Below are 18590 nucleotides of genomic sequence, written 5' to 3'. Positions count from 1 at the left end.
CCGGCGTTGCGAATGACCTGCGTCACGTGCCGGACTGGGAGGCGGCGGCGTGCTTGCCGAGCTGGTGCAACGTCAGCAGGTTCTGCGGCGGCCGCTCCAGCACGACGCGCCTCGTGCTCACGAGATCGCCGTCCACGTGCAGCAGCTCGCCGGGCCGCAGCGGCTGCCAGCCCGGGTCCTCGTCCATCCGCTCGCTGGCCACGACGACCGCCGGACAGCCGGACAGGTCGCCGGAACGGGCCCGGATCCGGCCAGCGGCGCTCGCGTGCTCCAGGTGCCGGCCGCCGTGCGGACCGCCGGCGGCGCGCCGGAGCACGAACAGGTAGTGCGTGTCGGGGTAGCGCAGCGCCCACAGCCCGGTCGGCGTGGTCAGCACGAGGTTGATCGCGTAGACCGGCAGGTTGTCGGCCACCCACTGGGCCGCGGTGGCGATCGCCGCGCCGACGTCGCCGCCGTTGTCGTCGATGTGCTTGGTGATCAGCGCGAAGAACCGCTCCGAGTCGGTGTCGCCGGCCACCAGGTCCCGGTGGTCGCCGAGCTCGGCCTCCAGCGCCGGCAGGTCCTGGATGACGCCGTTGTGCGCGAACAGCCGGCCGCCCTGCTCGAACGGGTGGGTGTTGCGCGGGTCCAGGCCGCCCGTGGAGGCGTACCGGATGTGGGCGAGGAACGTGGTCGACTCCCGCTGCTTGGCCTCGCGGGCGAACTCCTCGTCCCGGTATGCGGCCAGCGGCTGCTTCTCCACCACCGGCGTGCCGTCCTCGGCGAAGGTGCCCAGGCCCGTGCCGTCGGGTTCGCGGCGGCTCTGCCGGGCCAGGCTGTCGGGGGCTTCGAGCAGCCAGAACGTGGCGTGCACCCGCTGCGGCGCGGCCGTCATCCCGAACAAGCGACACATCGGCGGACATCCCTTCCGGTGCTGGCTCGAACCCCCAGTCAACCGCCGCCCCGGCATCCGCGCGAGGGGCCGGGGTCAGCCCCAGGGGGTGCCGGAGTAGCTCAGGCGCCCCGCCGCCGGACGAGCTGCACGACCTTGCGGATCACCGGCAGCAGCAGCCAGCACAGCTCGGCGAGGTTCGTCACGAAGGCGACCGGAATCGACACCAGGAACATCACGATCACCGCGATCATGAAGTCCGTCTGCTCGGTGACCACGTCGGCCGGGGTAGCGGGCTTGAGCAGGCCGCCGCGGCGCACGCCGCCGAAGGCCAGCACCAGGAACAAGCCCGCCAGCGCCTGGTCGACGGCGTAGACGACGAACTGCACCTGGAAGGCGTCGGCCTCGCTGGTCAGCAGCTTGGTGGTGAACGGCATCAGCACGATCATCAGCAGCCACAGCAGGTTCCACCGGATCACCTGGCCCTGGAGGCCGCTCACGTACCGAAACAGCCGCTGGTGGATCAGCCAGTGCATGGCCACCGCGGCGAAGCTGATCAGGAACGCGATGTACTCGGCGGAGTGCGCGCCCAGGAACTGGAGCACGCCGGCGTTGCCGTGCACGTCGCCGGTCGGCGTCGGCAGCTCCAGCGCCAGCAGCGTGAGGGCGATGGCGATCACGGCGTCCGAGAAGTAGATCAACCGTTCCGGGGCGCCGGCCTCGGCGGGCGCCTGCGGGCGCGCAGCAGTCTCGGACATCCACTGTTCCTTTCGGGGAAGCCACGCGCGGGCTCCGCGCGACAGTCCGTCATTAGACGGTCCAAAAGTAGACGGTCAATGTCGAACCAGTCAAGATAGAAAGGTATAGGGTTGGATGGTCAAACTCGGACATCGGGGCCGAACCCGTCAGCGAGGGAAGGGGTGCCGGATGAGCCTGCGGCACGCGCCGATCGGCCTGCTGCGCGAGGGCCCGGCCAGCGGCTACGACCTGATCCAGATCTTCACCGCGTCGCTGGGGACGGTCTGGCCGGCGACGAGGAGCCAGATCTACACCGAGCCGGCCAGGCTCGCCGACGCCGGCCTGGTCACCGTCACGGCGCGGGGTCCCCGCGGCCGCAAGGAGTACGCGCCGACCGCGACCGGATTGGCCGAGCTGCGACGCTGGCTGCTGGCGACCACGCCCGAGGCGCATCCGCGCAGCGAGCTCCTGCTGCGCGTGTTCCTCCTCGGCGGCGTCACCCGCGGCCAGGTCCGGGACTACCTGGGCTGGGTGCGGGCACGCGCCGAGGAGGACGTCATCGCGCTGGGCATCCTCCACGACACCATCGACTGGGGCGACGGCGAGACCGACCTGCTGCTCTACGGGCGGCTCGTGCTGGAGTTCGGCCGGCGCCTGTCGGAGCTCACCCGGGACTGGACCGACTGGGCCACCGAGCAGATCATCGGCTGAGCCGCTACTCGCGCAGCCCGATCGCGTCGATCGGGCGGGCGCGCAGGCCGATCCTCGTCGACACGGCGAGCGACACGATGCCCAGCGCCGCCGCGCCGGCGACGATTCCGAAGTAGACGGTCAGCGGGGTGGGCATGATCGGGTTGCCGATGAGCCCGACGCCGAGCAAAGCCAGTGGCAGCACGGGAATGAGCGAGCCCAGCACGATCGCGATGCCCACCGTCAGCAGCGCCTCGGCCCGCATCATCCGCGCGACCTGCCGGCGGGTGCTGCCGATCAGCCGCAGCAGCGCGAACTCCCGGCCGCGCTGCGCGGTGGACATCACCAGCGTGTTGGCCACCGAGATGGCGACATAGCCCAGGATCACGCCGACGGCCACCAGGTTCAGCATGAACTGCTGATTGCCGTCCAGGGGTGCCGAGGTCACGGTGCCGCCGATGACGGTCAGGCCCGGATACCGCTGCGCCAAGGTCTTCAACGCCTCGCCGGCCCGCGGTCCGCGGACCAGCACAGCACTGTCCATCATGGACGTTGTGTGCGCGCGAACCGCCGCGGCCGGCAGCACGTAGTCGCCGAAGGCGAGGTCGTGGGTGAAGGTGGCGACCAGGCGGGCGTGCGCCGGAGTACCGTCGCCGTAGGTGAAGTCGACGGTGTCGCCGAGATTCTTGCCGAGGTAACCGGCTTCGGCCTGGCTCAACGCGACCGTGTCGCCGGCGAGGTCCTCGATCCGGCCCGCGGTGACGCCCAGATCCAGCACGCCCTTCGCCTGGTCGAGGCCCTCGGCCGGCGTCCGCTCGATCCGGAAGCTCTTGTCCTCACGGTAGGCCACCATGATCTCGGTGCGGACGACCGAGGTCGCGGCGGTCACCCCGGTTACGCCTCGCGCGGCGACGGCGACATCGGGCGAGACACCGCCGGCGCCGGTGATCGTGTAGTCGGCGGTGGTCGTCTGCGCGGTCTGCTGTTGGGCGGCGCTGGTGCTGATGACCTCGCTGTAGAAGATGACCACCGCGAAGCTCACCGCCAGCATCAGCGGGGTCACCGCGGCGGCCAGACGTCGGGTGTTCGCGCTGGTGTTGGCGGCAGCGAGATACCCGCCGACGCGGGAGATCCGGCCCAGGATCGAGGCCACCAGGCCGACCGCCTTCGCCACGACCATGGGCCCCAGCAACGCTAGGCCGGTCAGGTTGACCAGCACCGACGACGCCGAGATCGCCGTCGCCGCCTGTCCGTGCACGAACAACGGCACCGTGGCCGCACCCGTGCCGATGACGACGAGCACCCAGCCGATGATCGTCCGTGCCCGGCCGAGCCGGCGCGGCTGCACCGCCGCCTCCCCCAGCGCCTCGACGGGGTTGATCGAGGAGGGACGCCGCGAGGCGGTCCACGCCGCCAGCCGGGCCGCGCCGAGTCCGGTCAGAAACGCCGCCACCAGCGGGATCGGCCCAACGGCGAGCTCGAAGTCCGCCGGCACGAAGCCGATGCTCGCGAAGGCGTCGCGCATTCCGTACGCCACCGCGATTCCGAGCCCGCTGCCGAGCACCCCGGCGAGCGTGGCGACCACCGTCGTCTCGACGCCGATCAGCTTGCGGATCTGCCGCGGCGTGGCGGCGATCGCCCGCAGCAGCGCGAACTCGCGGCGGCGCTGCTCGACGGCCAGCGCCAAAGTGCTGGCCACCACGAAGATCGCCACCATCAGCGCGTAACCGCCGAAGGAGCCGGCCAGCAGGAACAGCAAGGTCCGAGTCTGGCCGACGTCGGTGAACTCGACCGCGCTGCGCTCCACGCCCGTGGCCACGGAGACGTGGTCGCCGGCCAGCACCGCGTTCACGCGGTCGGCCAAAGTGTCGGATGTGTTGTCGGGGGACGAAAGAACGCCGATCGCGGTGACCCGGCCGGGCCGCCCTGCGAGCTCGGCCGCCCGCGCGGCGGTGAAGAACATCGCCGCCTGCCTCGGCGTCTCCGGTAAGGCGACGATGCCACTGACCACATAGGACACCGGCACGGACCGGGTCATCACCTGCACCCGCTGGCCGACCGAGACGCCGGCACGCCGGGCCAGATCGGCGTCCAGTGCCACCTCGTCCGGGCCCGCCGGCGCTCGACCCGCCCGCAGCGCATACGGTGCCAGCGCAGTGGAATCCCAGTTGTGGCCGAGGGAAGCCCCCGACACCCCGACGACCTGCGCGGGGAAGCTCACGTCCGGCACCGCCGCCCGCACACCGGGCACGGCGGCGATCTTGCCGACGAGATCCGCCGAGATCGACGGCTGCTCGCTGACCGGCTGGAACTCCAGCGCGTCCCCGCCGGGTGCGTGCACGGACTGGTCGCCGCCGACCACCACGGCGGCCCCGGCGTAGCGCTGCGCCGGCACGCCCGCCCGCAGCCCGGACTCCATCAGAATGCCGCAGCCCGCCACCAGCGCGGTGCCGCACAGGATCGCGATGAACGCGCCGACGAAACCGCCCTTGCGCGCCTTGATCGTCTGCCAGGCCAGGTCCAGCACGGTGATCACCACTCCCCGAGGTGGGTCATCCGCTCGGCGACCCGCTCCGGCGTGGGCCGGACCAGCTCGCCGGCGAGCTTGCCGTCGGCCAGGAACAGCACGCTGTGCGCCGCGGAGGCGGCCACCGGGTCGTGCGTCACCATCAACACCGTCTGCCCCAACGTGTCCACCACACCGCGCAGCAGGTCGAGCACCTGCCGGCCGGTCCGCGTGTCCAACGCGCCGGTCGGCTCGTCGGCCAGCAGCACCTCGGGCTTGCCGACCAGCGCGCGAGCGATGGCCACCCGCTGCTGCTGGCCGCCGGACAGCTCGGACGGCCGGTGGTCGAGCCGGTCGGCGATGCCCACCCGTTCCACGATCTCCCGCAGCCAGCGGGGATCCAACTGCCGGCCGGCCAGCCGCGCCGGCAGCGTGATGTTCTGCCGCACGGTCAGCGACGGCAACAGGTTGTAGGCCTGGAAGACGAAGCCGATCCGGTCGCGGCGCAGACCGGTCAGCGCCGTCTCGCGCAGGCCGGTGAGGTCGGTGCCGCCGAGCAGCACCCGCCCCGAGGTCGGCTTGTCCAGGCCGGCCGCGCAGTGCAGGAAGGTGCTCTTGCCGGAGCCGGACGGCCCCATCACGGCGGTGAAGCTGGCCCGCCGCAGGGTGACCGTCACCCCGTCCAGCGCGGTGACCGCGCCGTCGCCCGACCCGTACACCTTGCGCACCGACTCCAGCGCCAGCGCTGTGTTCGTCGTATTCACCTGGAAAATGGTAGGAACGACGGGGGCGGCACACGATCCGGCGACCTGGCCCGTCGGGGGTGGGGCTAGCCCCACCCCCACCCATCGGGGTGCCCCGGTGGCACCGGGGCCCGGCGGGCGGCGATGCTTGGCGGCATGCTGATCCAGGCCCGCCGCGACTTCGTCTACCTGATCACCGGGTTGCCCATCGCCCTGGCGAGCTTCGCCGTGCTCGCCGTCGGCGTGTCGCTGGGCGCCGGGACGTTGGTGATCTGGATCGGCATTCCGCTGCTGGCGGCGGTGCTCGGCGCCGCGCAGTGGTTCGCGGAGTTGGCGCGACGCCGGGCACGCGCGGTGACCGGGGCCGACCTGCCGCCCACGTCGTACCTGCAGCCGACCGGCAGCACCTTCGCGCGGAGCGTGGCCGTGCTGAGGGATCCGCAGGCCTGGCGGGACGTGCTGTACGGGGTCGTGTCGCTACCGCTGACCATGTTCACCTGGATCGTGTCCCTGATGTGGACCGTGCTCGCGGTGTTCGGCCCGCTGTATCCGCTGTACGGGTGGGTCTCGGGCCCCTCGGCGGGCAGTGTCAACGATCTCCTGGGCTGGCACGGGTATGTGGGCACCGCCGTCACGAACTTCCTGCTCGGGCTGGTGTTCCTCGCCACCGTGCGACCGGTGTTGCGACGCCTGGTGCAGGTCCAGGTGTCGCTGGCCCGGGCGCTGCTCAGCGACGAGAAGGCGGCGCTGCGGGCCCGGACCGAGCAGCTGACCGCCAGCCGCAGCGCCGCCGTGCAGGCCGAGGCCCAGACGCTGCGGCGGGTGGAGCGGGACATCCACGACGGTCCGCAGCAGCGGCTGGTGCGGTTGACCATGGACCTGGAGGCGGTGCGTCGGCGTCTGGACGACAACCCGGAGGCGGCGCGCGGCCTGGTCGACGAGGCGCTGACGCAGAGCCGCGAGGCGCTGTCCGAGCTACGGGCGGTGTCCCGGGGCATCGCGCCGCCCATCCTGACCGACCGGGGACTCGGCCCCGCGCTGGCTGCGGCGGCCGCGCGCTGCCCCGTGGACACGGTGGTGGAGTGTGAGCTGCCGGAGGACGTGCGGCTGCCCGAGGCGGTGGAGAACGCCGCCTACTTCGTGGTCAGCGAGGCGCTGACCAACGTCGCCAAGCACTCCCGGGCCGGCAAGTGCGCGGTGCGGGTGACTCTGGAGACCGACACGCTCTGGCTGCGTGTCACCGACGACGGCGTCGGCGGCGCGCACCTGGGCAAGGGCCACGGGCTGGCCGGGCTGGTCGACCGGCTCGCCGCGGTCGACGGTCAGCTGGACGTGCACAGCCCGGCCGGCGGGCCGACGGTTCTGACCGCGGAGATCCCGGTCGACCAGTAGCATCCGTGCGTGCGCGTGGTGCTTGCCGAGGATTCGCTGTTGTTGCGTGAGGGCTTGGTCCGGCTCCTGGACGAGGCCGGCGCGACCGTGGTCGAGGCCGTCGGGGACGGCGAGCAGTTGGTGCGTGCGGTCGTGGAGCACCGGCCCGATGTGGCGGTCACCGACGTGCGGATGCCGCCGTCGTTCAGCAACGAGGGCCTGCGCGCGGCGATCGAGGCCCGGCGGCGGGTGCCGGGGACGGCGGTGCTGGTGCTGTCCCAGTACGTCGAGGAGTCCTACGCCTCCGACCTCTTGTCGGAGACGGCCGGCGGCGTCGGCTATCTGCTGAAGGACCGGATCTCCAAGCTGGAGGACCTGTCCGACGCGCTGCGCCGGGTCACCGAGGGCGGCACGGTGCTCGATCCCGAGGTGGTCGCCGGGCTGTTCGCGCGCCGGCGGCGGGATCCGCTGGACGAGTTGACGCCGCGGGAGCGCGAGGTGCTGGGCCTGATGGCCGAGGGCCGCACCAACAGCGCGATCAGCAAGCGGCTGGTGATCACCGCGGGCGCGGTGGAAAAGCACATCTCCTCGATATTTTCCAAGCTGAATTTTCCGCCGTCCGATGACGACCACCGCCGCGTGCTCGCCGTCGTGACCTGGCTCAAGTCCTGAGCGCCGCTCCCTTTCGTTGCGCGGTCTGCAATGCCGGCCACGGTCGAGTCCTTTGTGAACGCGAGTCACGCAGAGATCGGACCTCTTGACCGATTCAAGCCGGTCCGGAGTCTTGTCAGGCGCCGTCCCGATCTCCTACAGTGCGTCGTTAGTTAGGAAACTTTCTTTACCGTTAACCCGATGTTCACCCCGCGCCGCCCCACCGCCGCCAGCCACCGCCTAGGCACCTCAAGGAGCGCGACGTGCCGTCCACCCGCCTACGACCACTCGTCCGGTTCAGTCCGTTGGTCGCCGCCGTCATCCTGCTTCCGGCCGGCTTCGCCATGGCCGCTCCGCACGATGATGTCCTTCTCTCCCAAGGAAAACCCGTCGTCACCTCCACGGTCGAAAGCGCCACGTACGCCGGCTCCAGGGCCGTCGACGGCAACGGCTCCACCCGGTGGGCCAGCGTCGAGGGCGCCGACCCGCAGTGGCTGCGGATCGACCTCGGCCAGGAAGCCACATTCCATCGAGTCGTCCTCACCTGGGAAGCCGCCTACGCCAAGAAGTACCGCATCGAGGCCTCCGACGACGGCGTCAACTTCACCACCGTCACCTCGGTCGACGACGGCGACGGCAAGACCGACGACCTCACCGGGCTGTCCGGCCACGGCCGGTACGTGCGCTTCGTCGGCCTGACCCGCGGCACCAGCTACGGCTACTCCTTCTACGAGATGCAGGTCTACGGCCTCAACGACTCCGCCGGCGACACCACACCTCCGACCACTCCGACCGGTCTCGCCGCCGGCGACACCAGCGCCACCAGCATCACCCTGACCTGGAACGCGGCCAGCGACAACGTGGCCGTCGCCGGCTACGACATCCTGCGCAACGGCACGGTGGTCGGCAGCAGCGCCTCGCCCACGTACACCGACATGGGGCTGGCGGCCAACACCAGCTACAGCTACACCGTCCGCACCCGGGACACTGCCGGCAACCTGTCGCCGGCCAGCGCCCCGATCACCGTGCAGACCAAGACCGGCGGCAGCGGCGCGTTCATCCTCGCCGCGGCCGGCGACATCGCCGAGCAGTGCACCGCCAGCGACTCGAACTGCGTGCACCCCAAGACCGCCAAGCTGGTGCAGCAGATGAACCCGGCCGCGGTGATCACCATGGGCGACAACCAGTACGACGACGCCCACCTGTCGGACTACACCAAGTACTACGCCAAGACCTGGGGCCAGTTCAAGAGCATCACGCACCCGGCGCCCGGCAACCACGACACCTACGACAGCCCGAAGTACAACGGCTACGACACGTACTTCGGCTCGGTCGCCGCGCCCAACGGCAAGCGGTACTACAGCTGGGACATGGGCAACTGGCACTTCATCGCGCTGAACTCCGACGACTACATGACGCACGACGACTTCGCGCCGGACGACAGCGGGGCGGACCAGTTGGCGTGGCTGAAGCAGGACCTCCAGAACAACACCAAGGGCTGTGTGGCCGCGTACTACCACCACCCGCGGTGGAGCTCCGGCGACCACGGCGACAACAAGGACAGCATCGAGCTGTGGAACCTCATGGTGAGCAACAAGGTCGACCTGGTGCTCAACGGCCATGACCACGACTACGAGCGGTTCAACCCGCAGGACGCCAACGGCAAGGCGGATGCCAACGGCCCCGTCGAGATCGTCGGCGGCTCCGGCGGCGCCGACCTCTACCCGCTGCACTCCAAGCATGCGACGACGGCCAAGCTGCTGAGCACGTACGGCGTCCTGAAGCTGTCCATGACGGACACCACGTTCCAGACGCAGCTGATCGGCGTCGACGGCAAGACGCTGGACAGCAGCCCGACCTACACCTGCCACAAGTAGGGGGCGGCATGTACATCGCGGCAAGCCGTACCTCGGATCTCGCGGCGGGCACGGAACGGAAACCGGCGCTGCGGCGGGTGGCCGCCAACGTGGTGGCGCTCGGCGTGGTCAGCCTGGTCACCGACGTCTCCTCGGAGATGGTCACCGCCGTGCTGCCGCTCTACCTGGTGCTCGGCCTCGGCCTGAATCCCTTGCAGTTCGGGCTGTTGGACGGGCTCTACGCCGGCGCGACCGCGGTCGTGCGGGTGCTCGGCGGGCATCTCGCCGATCGGTGGCGGCGACTCAAGGCGGTCGCGGGGCTCGGGTACGGCTTGTCCGCGGTGTGCAAACTCGGCCTGATCGCGGCCGGCTCGTCGGTCGCGGCCATCGGCGTCGTGCTCGCCGCCGACCGCACCGGCAAAGGAATCCGCACCGCCCCACGGGATGCGCTGATCTCGCTGAGCAGCGAGCCCGGCACGCTCGGCCGGTCGTTCGGCGTGCACCGCGCGCTGGACACCGTCGGCGCCTTCCTCGGACCGCTGGTGGCGATGGCGGTGCTCGCGCTGAGCCTCGGCAGCTACACCTCGGTGTTCTTCACCAGCTTCTGCGTCGCGGCGATCGCGGTGCTGCTGCTGGCCCTGTTCGTCCGCGACCGTCCGGGCTCGGTGGATCGCGCCGCCGTATCGCTCCGGGCCGCCCTAGGTCTTTTGCGTAGCAAGGACTTCCGGCGGGTGACAGTCTGGGCGGCACTGCTGGGGCTGGTGACCGTCGGCGACTCGTTCATCTACCTGCTGCTGCAACGGCGTTGGGACGTCGCGGCGACGTACTTCCCGTTGCTGCCGCTGGGCACCGCCGGCGTGTACCTGCTGTTGGCCGTGCCGCTCGGCAAGGTCGCCGACCGGGTCGGTCGGTGGCCGGTGTTCCTCGGCGGGCATGCCGCGCTGTGCCTGGCCCTCGTGCTGATCTGCGGTCCGCAGGCGGGGTTCTGGCTCGGTGTGGTCGCACTCGGCCTGCACGGCGTGTTCTACGCGGCCACCGACGGCGTGCTGATGGCCGCCGCCGGACCGCTCGTGCCCAAGGCACTTCGGGCCACCGGGTTGGCGGTCGTGCAGACCGGACAGGCGGGAGCGCGCATGTTTTCGTCCGTCCTCTTCGGACTTGCGTGGACGTTGTGGGACCTGCGGCCGGCGGTGCTCGTCGCCGCCGGATGCCTGGCGGCCGTTGCCCTGGCCGCCGCGCTGGTGAGGCCGGTGCGCCCGTGAAGAAGATCATCCTCGCCTTCGCCGGCACGCTTGTCCTGATCGCCGCGGCCGTCATCTACGTCGTCAGCTCCCGGCCCGACACCGCGGCGGCCCTGCCGCCGGCGCAGCTCACCCTCGCACCCGGGCAGTTGTTGTACCGCGACGTGTCCACCGGCCGCATCGCCTCCGTGCCGCTCGACAATCCCGGTGCGAAGCCGAAAGTCAGCGGCCTGCGGTGCGACCGGTTCGCCGTGGCCAAGCAGACCGCGGTGTGCCTGGCGGTCGAGCCGGGCACGCTGCCGGCCGTGACCGACGTGATCGTGCTCGACGACCACCTCAACGTCCGGCACACCGAGTCCCTCGGCGGGACACCCAGCCGCGCGCGGGTGTCCCCCGACGGCAAGCTCGTCCACTGGACGCTGTTCGTCACCGGAGACTCTTATGCCGCAACGGGATTCTCCACCCGCGCCGGTATCTACGAGGTCGAGACCGGCACGCTGGTCAAGACGATCGAGGAGCTGGCGGTCTACAAGGACGGCAGCCGGTACACCGCCGCGGACGTCAACTTCTGGGGCATCACCTTCGCCGCCGACGGCAACCGCTTCTACACGACCCTCGGCACCGGCGGAAAGACGTACCTGGTCGAGGGCGACTACTCGCACTATCGCGGGAAGGTGGTGCGCGAGAACGTCGAATGCCCGTCGCTGTCCCCGGACGGCACGCGGGTGGCGTTCAAGAAGAAGGTCGGCGACGGCGTCTGGCGCCTGTCCGTCCTCGACCTGGCCACGATGAAGGAGACCGCGCTGGCCGAGACGCGCAGCGTGGACGACCAGGCGCTCTGGCAGGACGACCACACGGTCCTCTACGGCTTGGACAACGCCGTGTGGTCCGTTCCCGCCGATGGCTCCGGCACACCCCGGCGGCTCGCCGCCGACGCCGCCTCCCCAGCCGTCACGGGGTGATGCCGGACTCGCCGCGATGGGTGCGCGGCGATGGGAGCCCGCGTCGGCCGCCACCGCGCGGGCTCCCCCTCTTTCCTCCGTTCGGCAAAGCCGCCCACGAGCCGAGCGGTTGACGGTTACGCTCGGGCGGGTGCGAATCGTGTTCTCGTGCCGCCCCGCGTACGGCCACCTCCTTCCGCTGCTGCCGCTGGCCTCGGCGGCCCGCGACGTCGGGCACGAGGTGGTCTTCGGCACCGGCGAGGCGATGCTGGACACGGTGCGGGGTCTCGGTTTCGCCGCCCACCGAGTGGGCATCGCGGTCGGCGAGGCCGAAGCCGAAGCCGTGCGGCGGCACGGCCAGGACGCCGACTTCGCGACGCTCGGCGTGACGATGTTCGGCGACATCCTGCCGCACGCCACCCACGACGACCTGCGGCGACTGCTGCCGGGTCTGAAGCCGGACCTGGTCGTCTACGAGCAGAGCGACGTCGGCGCGGCGAAAGCGGCGAGGGAGGCGTCCGTTCCCGTCGTCTCACACGTGATCGGCCGCTCGATGCCGCCGCAGATCCTGGCCGCGGCGGCGGCACGGATGGCGTGGCTGTGGGAGGACGGTCCGGCTCCCGCCGACGCGATGATGGGCGACACCGTCATCGACCTCTGGCCGGATGCCGTGCGCGACCCCGTGGTCGCCGCCCTGCCGACGGTCCTTCGCATGCGTCCCACGCCTTTCGACCTGGATGTGCTGCTGCCGGCGGTCGTGACCGCCTCGCGGCGGCTCGTGTACCTCACGCTCGGCACGGTGGCGTTCGGTGCGACTTCCGTGCTGCGGGCGGCCATCGAGGGACTCTCGCGGCTCCCGGTGGACGTCCTCGTGGCGCTCGGCCCCGGCGATCCGGCCGTGCTCGGCCCGCTGCCGGACCGGGTGCACGTCGCACGATTCGTGCCGCAGGCGGAGGTGCTCCGCCACGCGGCGTTCGTCGTGCACCACGGCGGCACCGGCACCGTGCTGGGCACGCTCGCCGCCGGGCTCCCCCAGCTCGTCCTGCCGCAGGGCGCCGACCAGTTCGTCAACGCCGCCGTACTGTCCGACCTCGGCGCCGCGAAGTCCCTGGTCGGCGAGGAGATCACCGCGGACGCCGTCGAGGCGGCCGCCCGAGCGCTGCTCGACGACCCCGCCGCCTGGGACGTCGCCCGGCGCGTGGCCGACGAGATCGCCGCGCTCCCCTCTGCCGCGGCGGTCGTTGACGACCTGGTGGGCCTTACTTCTTGACCGGGTCGGCGCCGGCCCGTTTGACGATCCCGTCCCCCTCGGCGACGGAGTCCCACAGGCCGCGGTCGGCCCGGATCTTCCTCGTCTCGCCGGTGGACAGTCGCACCGTGAGGTAGCGGTACAGGTTGGAGCCGTCGGCCATGCCGCGCGACTTGTCGAGGACTACGCCTTCCCACGCCTCGTCCGGGGCGGGCTGTCGTGACTTGAACATGCCCCAAGTCTGCTGCGACGCCACGGTCACCCGGCTCAACCGGGCAGCCGGACCGGCATCAACCGGTCGGTTGATGCGCCGGTAGGCGGGACGTCGCTTAGCCCTTGTGCCGCCCGAATCGCACCTAGGGGCGCACTTTGCGAACATTGGTCTTATTTGGGCGCTTTGGTGATCATCGGTCGATACGGTGCGCCGCATGCTCCACATGCGCGCCCTGCTCGGCGCCCTCGTCCTGACCGCATCGGTGATCGCAGCCCCGGCTGCCGCGGCGGCCACCGCCATCGACGTGACGCTGACCAACGACGGCACCACGACGGAGGTCACCACCACGGATCCGACGCAGACCGTCAACGTGCACTTCGACGCCGCCGGCGGCCAGCACGTGATCCTGTTCTGCGACACCACCAGCGACTCCAGCGTGCTCAGGACGTGGCTGTACGACAAGAAGAACCAGCGAGTCCTCGCCGACAGCTGGACCGGCTGCTCCCGGCGGGTCATGCCCGAGCCCGCCATGGACGAGCAGGCCATCGAGCACGACGGCCCCTACAAGCTCGTGCTGGCCCCGAACAACGGCCAGCCGTTCACGGTGAGGCTGTCCTACCGCGCCTTCGACGACGTGCACACCCACGTCGCACTGGACGGCAGCCCGGTCACGTTCGCTCCCACGGCCAAGGGCCAGGATGCTCTCCTCACCTTCGACGGCAAAGCCGGCGACCGGGTCCGGGTCACGTGCGAGTCCCCGGTGGCCGGCCGCGGCGTGACCGGAGCCCTGGTGGACGCCCGCGGCGCCATCGTGCCCAACGAGGCCTCGCCGCAGACGTGGGGTTGGTGCCAGCACGGTGATCTGTTCAACTACACCCCCACGCTGCCGGCCGACGGCACGTACTCGGTGCTCCTTGACAACAGCTGGATGACCGACCTCGGCGCCACGGTGACCCTGAGCAGGACCCTGCCGACGGTGACCGTCGCGGCGCCCACCGACGGCACGCCTTTCACTCTCACCACCACCGGCCCGGGCCAGAACGCCAAGGCCACCTTCACGTTGGGGGCGAACGAGCACGCGCTGATCACGTGCGAGCAGCGCGGCGACACTCCACAGTGGACCCCGACGCTGCTGTTCGCGCCGCCGACCCAGTACGTGCCGGCCGAGTCGCGGGTGTGCCGGCACGCGCCGTCGGCCGAGGGCCGCATCGTCATGGACAGCGAGTGGAAGTGGACCTCGGGGCCGCACACCTTCGAGATCGATCCCCGCGACGGCGCCACCGACTCGTTCGACCTGCGGATCTTCAAGGTGCGGGACCCGTTCACGGTGGTCCGCTTCTTCGACCACCCGCTGTCGGTCACCACCACGCAGACCGCCCAGAACGCCCGGTTCGGCTTCTACGCCTACCAGGGTGACCGGGTCTCCGCCACCTGCCAACTCGCCAGCGGCACCGCCCGCACCACGGTGTACGGCCCCAGCGGCACCGTCGTCGCGACCGGCACCTGCGCGACCGCGCTGATGGCCGTCACGACCATGCCCGAGACCGGCAGCTACACCGCCGTCGTCGACTGGCCCGGCCTTGACACCAACACCGTCACGGTCGACTTCCACGCCGAGAAGCCCTGAGGCCTCCTCACCACCGAAATCGCCGTCCCCGCCACCTGCCGACCGAAAATGAGGCAGGCTGGCGGGGACGGCATCGGTGCAGGGGGAGGATCGCGTGAAGGTTCCGTTGGCCGCGTTGGACGTCGCCCCGGTGTGGGCCGACACGACCGCGACCCGGTCACTGCGCAACACGATCGCGCTGGCCGAGCGGCTGGAGGAGCTCGGGTACGGCCGGTTCTGGATCGCCGAGCACCACAACGTCCCCAGCCTCGCCACATCGGCGACGGCCGTGCTGGTCGGCGCGGTCGCAGCGGCGACGTCCACCATCCGGGTCGGTTCCGGCGGCGTGATGCTGCCGAACCACGCGCCGCTGGTCGTCGCCGAGCAGTTCGGCACCCTGGAGGCCCTGCATCCCGGCCGGATCGACCTCGGCGTCGGCCGGGCCCCCGGCAGCGTCGGCGCCGCGACCGCCCAGCTGCTGCGTCGGGTCGAGACCGACTTCCGTGGGCAGCTCACCGAGCTGGCCGGCTACTTCGCCGACGGGGCCCCGGCTCATGCCGGCGCCGCCGCCGAGAACCGGCCGCCCATGATCCTGCTGGGCTCCAGCCCCGACAGCGCCCGGCTCGCCGGCGAGCTCGGCCTGCCGTACGCCTACGCGCACCACATCAACCCGGCCGCCACCGTCGAATCCGTCGCCGCCTATCACGAGTCGTTCCGGCCCGGTCCGCACGCCGAGCGCCCGTACGTCCTGATCGCCGCGCTGGTGATCGCCGCCGACACCGACGAGGCCGCGCGGGCGTTGGCCGCGCCGTTCCTCGTCGGCCATATCCAGATGCGCGCCGGCAACCTGGACGCCCTGTTCCCGACGCCGGCGCAGGCCGCCGACTTCCCGTACACGCCGGCCCAGCGGGAGTGGGCCACCGACCGGCTGGACCGCCAGGTGTGGGGTTCGCCGTCGCGGGTGCGGGACCGGGTGGCCGAGCTGTTCCGGGCCACCGGGGCCGACGAGCTGATGGCCGTGACCATCGTCCACGACCACGCGAGCCGGATCCGCTCGTACGAACTGCTCGCCGAGGCCTGCCGTCAGTAGCGTCCGTTGGTAGGGGCCGGCTTCGGCCCCTACCAACGATTGCTAACGGAGCGAGATTCCTGTGGTGTAGGCGTCCTCGTCGTTGGCGACGGAGGCGTTGCTCGCCCCGCCCTCGCACACCGCCGGCGGGGTGGTCGGGGTTCCCGTGCCGGGGCAGAGGAACTGGTCGGCCGCACGGGTGTCCGACCAGATCGGGTAGACGGTCCGGCCGGTGACGGCGATGCCGGCGTAGTCACCGATGAACGTGCCGCTGAACTGGGTCGGCGGCGGCATGCTGGTCGACGTCGCCCGCACGTGCCGGAAGGTGCTCAGGTCCGTGCTGGTGGAGGCGGTGATGTCCGAGAAGCCGAGGTTCTCGTCCGAGCCGTACTGCCGGTCGTAGTAGCTGACGGCCAGGGTCCCGTTGGGCGAGAAGTCGGCCGCCTGCCAGAACTGGTCGGTGCGGGCCTGCCCGGCGCCGGTGCTGACCACCGCGAGGGCACGCGGATCGGTGCTGCCGCCGGTGAAACTGGCGCCGGAGTTCGTGGACGTGGACAGCACGATGTCGTTGTTGCAGGTGCCGGTCTTCACGCCGGTGTAGAGGTTGCCGCCGGTGCTGGGCGACAGGCCGGCGGGCGTGCACCCGGTGGTCTCGTTGGAGTTCCGGTTGATGTACGAGCCGTAGGTCACCACGACCCGGTTGCCGTGGGTGGGGTCGACCGCGCCGATCGGGTAGTTGCTGGCGCGGAAGATCGAGTTGGCCGACGGGCCCTTCTCCGGCACGCAGGCGCGGCCGGGGTCCTGGCCGTTCTGGTAGGCGGCGCAGTCGGGCAACTCGTAGAAGTAACCGACCCGGGTGGGCGCGGAGAAGCTCGCGCCGCCGTCGGTGGACTTGGCCAGCAGCACCTGGCTGCGGTTCTCGTTGCCGCTCACCGCGTTGTTGAAGTTGTTGAACGCCACGTAGAGCGCGCCGTCGGGGCCGGTGAACGGCTGCGAGTCCTGGTTCTGGTTGCAGGTGCCGCCCGGCGTCGGCAGGCCCAAGGTGTTGTCACACAAGGCGCTCGTGGTGCTGACCAGCACCGGCGCGGAGAACGACTGGCCGTAGTCGGCGGAGTGCGACTCGTAGATGTAGCCGGTGCCGTCGTCCGCGAACGTGGTCCACGTGACGTAGACGCGGTCGGCGAACGGGCTGCCGGCGTGGTTGTCCACGGTGATCAATTGCTTGTCCAGCAGGAAGTTCCCGGCCCCGGCGGTGTCGTCGCGTTCGGCCACGGGACGCCCGGTGAAGTCGAACGATGCGCCGAAGGTGGCGGTGGACCGGAAGACGTAGAACGCGCTGGACTGGTCCGGATTGGCCGAGGTGCCCGCGCCCCGGTTGAACACCTGGCACGACAGGTAGGCGTTGCCCTTGGTGTCCCACGCCGTGGAGGTGTCGCCGCCGGCCTGCCAGTACTGGCGCGGAGCGCCGCCGAATGCGGCGCCGCGGGTGAAGCCGTCGGGCACGGTGGAATCGGCCCAGGAACGGCCGCCGTCCAGCGAGTACGTCACGCCGCAGGTTCCGTCGCCGCGGCGGTAGTCGTTGTAGCTGGCGAGCAGATGCGCCGGATTGTTCGGGTCCGCCGCCATCCACGTCTCGTTCTGCGCCTGGCCTCGGCCCTGCAGATCGGTGTCGGAGATGTTCAGGCAGTTCTGGTTGACCTTCACGTCGTCGCCGAAGCTGTTCGTGCAGGGCGCGGCCGCCGCCCGGTGGACGTCACGGGGCGCCAGGGCCTGGGCCCGGTTGGCCGGGTCCTCGCCGTTGAGGACGGTCGCGAGCAGGCCGGACACGTGATGCTGCTGGATCGGCTTCAGGCTGGCGTAGCCGAACGGCGTGGCGGCGGCCTCGGGGACCGCGACGACGCCCAGTCCCGCCGCGGCCAGCGCGACCGTCGCGAGCAGGGACAGGGTGGATCTTGTCGGGTGCATGCGGACTCCTTAGTCCGGAGGTGCGCACGATTTCCCGCCGGGTCGGCAGAAATCACCCGAAGCTAGTTCCGTTCCCGATACCGGGGCAATCATCCGATCGGCCCAGACCCTGATGTCGTCAATTGTGAAAAACGTCCGAGCGGAGTCGGCCGAACACAGTGGGAAGCAATTCACTTTCCTGTTCAAACATTATCACTGAAAGCGTGGCGGACGAGCAGGCCGGCGCGGGTGTAGAAGGTGGTGGTCTCCGGGTCGAGGGGCTCGCCGACGCAGCGGATGGTGAGCAGGCGCCCGCCGAGACGCGAATACAGCGCTGGCAACAGGGTGCGGCGCTCCCGCCTCGTGTGGCTTTCGCTGCGTTGCAGGCCCTCGAACACCGCCAGCACGGACAGCGGCCCGGCCACGAGCTCGGCCTCCAGGGCGCGGCGGAACATGCGCAGCGACGACGCGGCGGCGACGAGATCGGTGGCGTGGACGGCGGTGAGCTCGTCCAGGACGTCGCCCGCGCGCGCCGAAGAGACGCAGTGCACCCACCCGCCGGCCTGGACGACGGCGAGCGCCCCGGCGGCCAGCTCGTCCAGGTCCTCGGCCGGCAGCGCGGCCACCAGCACTGTCCCGCCGGCGGGGGAAAGCCGTTGCGGGGCACCGGAAAGCCGCGACCAGGCGAGCACGAGGTGGTACGGCGTCACCACGCCGTCCACCATCGTCTGCTCACCGTCGGCCACGGCCTCGACCGCCTTGGCCAACTCCGCGTGCGTGAGCTCGACGTCGCGCGAGCTCAGGGCGAACGGGGCGGCTCGAGCCGAACTCGTCGCGGGGAAAACGAAGTCCGACATCCAACGGCTCCTCACGAATTTCGGTTACCTACATCGTCGACAC

The 18590-nt window shown here is 70.9% G+C and carries 16 protein-coding genes; 9 read left to right on the top strand and 7 right to left on the bottom strand.

Annotated features, from left to right (window positions below):
- Positions 1-22: 22 nt before the first annotated feature.
- Both BCF44_RS36235 and BCF44_RS36230 read right to left on the bottom strand, forming a co-directional pair.
- Complete coding sequence (locus BCF44_RS36235; protein ID WP_116178983.1) at positions 23-892, bottom strand: class II glutamine amidotransferase; 870 nt, start codon at positions 890-892, stop codon at positions 23-25.
- Positions 893-993: 101 nt separating this feature from the next.
- On the bottom strand, positions 994-1629 hold the full coding sequence (locus BCF44_RS36230; protein WP_116178982.1) for a TMEM175 family protein: 636 nt from the start codon (positions 1627-1629) through the stop codon (positions 994-996).
- Between the two features lie 169 nt (positions 1630-1798).
- Between BCF44_RS36230 and BCF44_RS36225 the strand changes: the two genes are divergently transcribed.
- The gene (locus BCF44_RS36225; protein ID WP_116178981.1) at positions 1799-2320 is read left to right on the top strand and encodes a PadR family transcriptional regulator; all 522 of its coding nucleotides are present in this window, start codon (positions 1799-1801) and stop codon (positions 2318-2320) included.
- Positions 2321-2324: 4 nt separating this feature from the next.
- Here the strand turns inward: BCF44_RS36225 and BCF44_RS36220 are convergent, their stop codons facing one another.
- Entirely contained in the window at positions 2325-4835 is a 2511-nt protein-coding gene (locus tag BCF44_RS36220; protein WP_342775686.1) for an FtsX-like permease family protein, read from the bottom strand.
- Entirely contained in the window at positions 4832-5569 is a 738-nt protein-coding gene (locus tag BCF44_RS36215; RefSeq protein WP_116178980.1) for an ABC transporter ATP-binding protein, read from the bottom strand. Before BCF44_RS36215 ends, BCF44_RS36220 begins: the two co-directional genes overlap by 4 nt.
- A 135-nt stretch (positions 5570-5704) precedes the next feature.
- Between BCF44_RS36215 and BCF44_RS36210 the strand changes: the two genes are divergently transcribed.
- The 6 genes from BCF44_RS36210 to BCF44_RS36185 all read left to right on the top strand — a co-directional run bounded on the left by BCF44_RS36210 (position 5705) and on the right by BCF44_RS36185 (position 12878).
- On the top strand, positions 5705-6940 hold the full coding sequence (locus tag BCF44_RS36210) for a sensor histidine kinase (RefSeq protein ID WP_170217936.1): 1236 nt from the start codon (positions 5705-5707) through the stop codon (positions 6938-6940).
- 9 nt (positions 6941-6949) lie between these two features.
- On the top strand, positions 6950-7591 hold the full coding sequence (locus BCF44_RS36205) for a response regulator transcription factor (protein WP_116178978.1): 642 nt from the start codon (positions 6950-6952) through the stop codon (positions 7589-7591).
- A 284-nt stretch (positions 7592-7875) separates the two neighbouring features.
- The gene (locus BCF44_RS36200; protein ID WP_116179143.1) at positions 7876-9447 is read left to right on the top strand and encodes a discoidin domain-containing protein; all 1572 of its coding nucleotides are present in this window, start codon (positions 7876-7878) and stop codon (positions 9445-9447) included.
- Between the two features lie 8 nt (positions 9448-9455).
- Positions 9456-10688 (top strand): MFS transporter, encoded by a 1233-nt coding sequence (locus tag BCF44_RS36195; protein ID WP_116178977.1) that lies wholly within the window; start codon positions 9456-9458, stop codon positions 10686-10688.
- Positions 10685-11629 carry a TolB-like translocation protein gene (locus BCF44_RS36190; protein ID WP_116178976.1) on the top strand — a complete coding sequence of 315 codons (945 nt, stop codon included), beginning with the start codon at positions 10685-10687 and terminating at the stop codon, positions 11627-11629. Before BCF44_RS36195 ends, BCF44_RS36190 begins: the two co-directional genes overlap by 4 nt.
- Positions 11630-11759: 130 nt before the next feature.
- On the top strand, positions 11760-12878 hold the full coding sequence (locus BCF44_RS36185; RefSeq protein WP_116178975.1) for a glycosyltransferase: 1119 nt from the start codon (positions 11760-11762) through the stop codon (positions 12876-12878).
- Here the strand turns inward: BCF44_RS36185 and BCF44_RS36180 are convergent.
- Positions 12868-13089 (bottom strand): DUF7489 domain-containing protein, encoded by a 222-nt coding sequence (locus tag BCF44_RS36180; RefSeq protein ID WP_116179142.1) that lies wholly within the window; start codon positions 13087-13089, stop codon positions 12868-12870. The genes BCF44_RS36185 and BCF44_RS36180 overlap by 11 nt on opposite strands.
- Before the next feature lie 196 nt (positions 13090-13285).
- Here BCF44_RS36180 and BCF44_RS36175 point away from each other — a divergent pair, with 196 nt between their 5' ends.
- Both BCF44_RS36175 and BCF44_RS36170 read left to right on the top strand, forming a co-directional pair.
- On the top strand, positions 13286-14698 hold the full coding sequence (locus BCF44_RS36175) for a hypothetical protein (RefSeq protein WP_116178974.1): 1413 nt from the start codon (positions 13286-13288) through the stop codon (positions 14696-14698).
- A 94-nt stretch (positions 14699-14792) separates the two neighbouring features.
- Positions 14793-15767: an LLM class flavin-dependent oxidoreductase gene (locus tag BCF44_RS36170; RefSeq protein ID WP_116178973.1), complete on the top strand. Its 975-nt coding sequence runs from the start codon at positions 14793-14795 to the stop codon at positions 15765-15767.
- Positions 15768-15809: 42 nt separating this feature from the next.
- On the opposite strand, the gene BCF44_RS36165 is transcribed toward BCF44_RS36170, so the two are convergent.
- Positions 15810-17711: a sialidase family protein gene (locus BCF44_RS36165; protein ID WP_116178972.1), complete on the bottom strand. Its 1902-nt coding sequence runs from the start codon at positions 17709-17711 to the stop codon at positions 15810-15812.
- A gap of 182 nt (positions 17712-17893) precedes the next feature.
- The gene (locus tag BCF44_RS36160) at positions 17894-18547 is read right to left on the bottom strand and encodes a hypothetical protein (protein ID WP_116178971.1); all 654 of its coding nucleotides are present in this window, start codon (positions 18545-18547) and stop codon (positions 17894-17896) included.
- Positions 18548-18590 lie beyond the last annotated feature (43 nt).

Origin of the sequence: Kutzneria buriramensis (genome assembly GCF_003387475.1) — a bacterium.
GTDB lineage: Bacteria > Actinomycetota > Actinomycetes > Mycobacteriales > Pseudonocardiaceae > Kutzneria > Kutzneria buriramensis.
Note: the sequence above shows the minus strand (reverse complement) of the source record. Positions and strands in the feature narration are given on the sequence as shown.

Coding starts and splice junctions, on each gene's coding strand:
- BCF44_RS36235 (WP_116178983.1), bottom strand. CDS start 892: ATGTGTCGCTTGTTCGGGATGACGGCCGCGCCGCAGCGGGTGCACGCC.
- BCF44_RS36230 (WP_116178982.1), bottom strand. CDS start 1,629: ATGTCCGAGACTGCTGCGCGCCCGCAGGCGCCCGCCGAGGCCGGCGCC.
- BCF44_RS36225 (WP_116178981.1), top strand. CDS start 1,799: ATGAGCCTGCGGCACGCGCCGATCGGCCTGCTGCGCGAGGGCCCGGCC.
- BCF44_RS36210 (WP_170217936.1), top strand. CDS start 5,705: ATGCTGATCCAGGCCCGCCGCGACTTCGTCTACCTGATCACCGGGTTG.
- BCF44_RS36195 (WP_116178977.1), top strand. CDS start 9,456: ATGTACATCGCGGCAAGCCGTACCTCGGATCTCGCGGCGGGCACGGAA.
- BCF44_RS36180 (WP_116179142.1), bottom strand. CDS start 13,089: ATGTTCAAGTCACGACAGCCCGCCCCGGACGAGGCGTGGGAAGGCGTA.
- BCF44_RS36175 (WP_116178974.1), top strand. CDS start 13,286: ATGCTCCACATGCGCGCCCTGCTCGGCGCCCTCGTCCTGACCGCATCG.
- BCF44_RS36165 (WP_116178972.1), bottom strand. CDS start 17,711: ATGCACCCGACAAGATCCACCCTGTCCCTGCTCGCGACGGTCGCGCTG.
- BCF44_RS36160 (WP_116178971.1), bottom strand. CDS start 18,547: ATGTCGGACTTCGTTTTCCCCGCGACGAGTTCGGCTCGAGCCGCCCCG.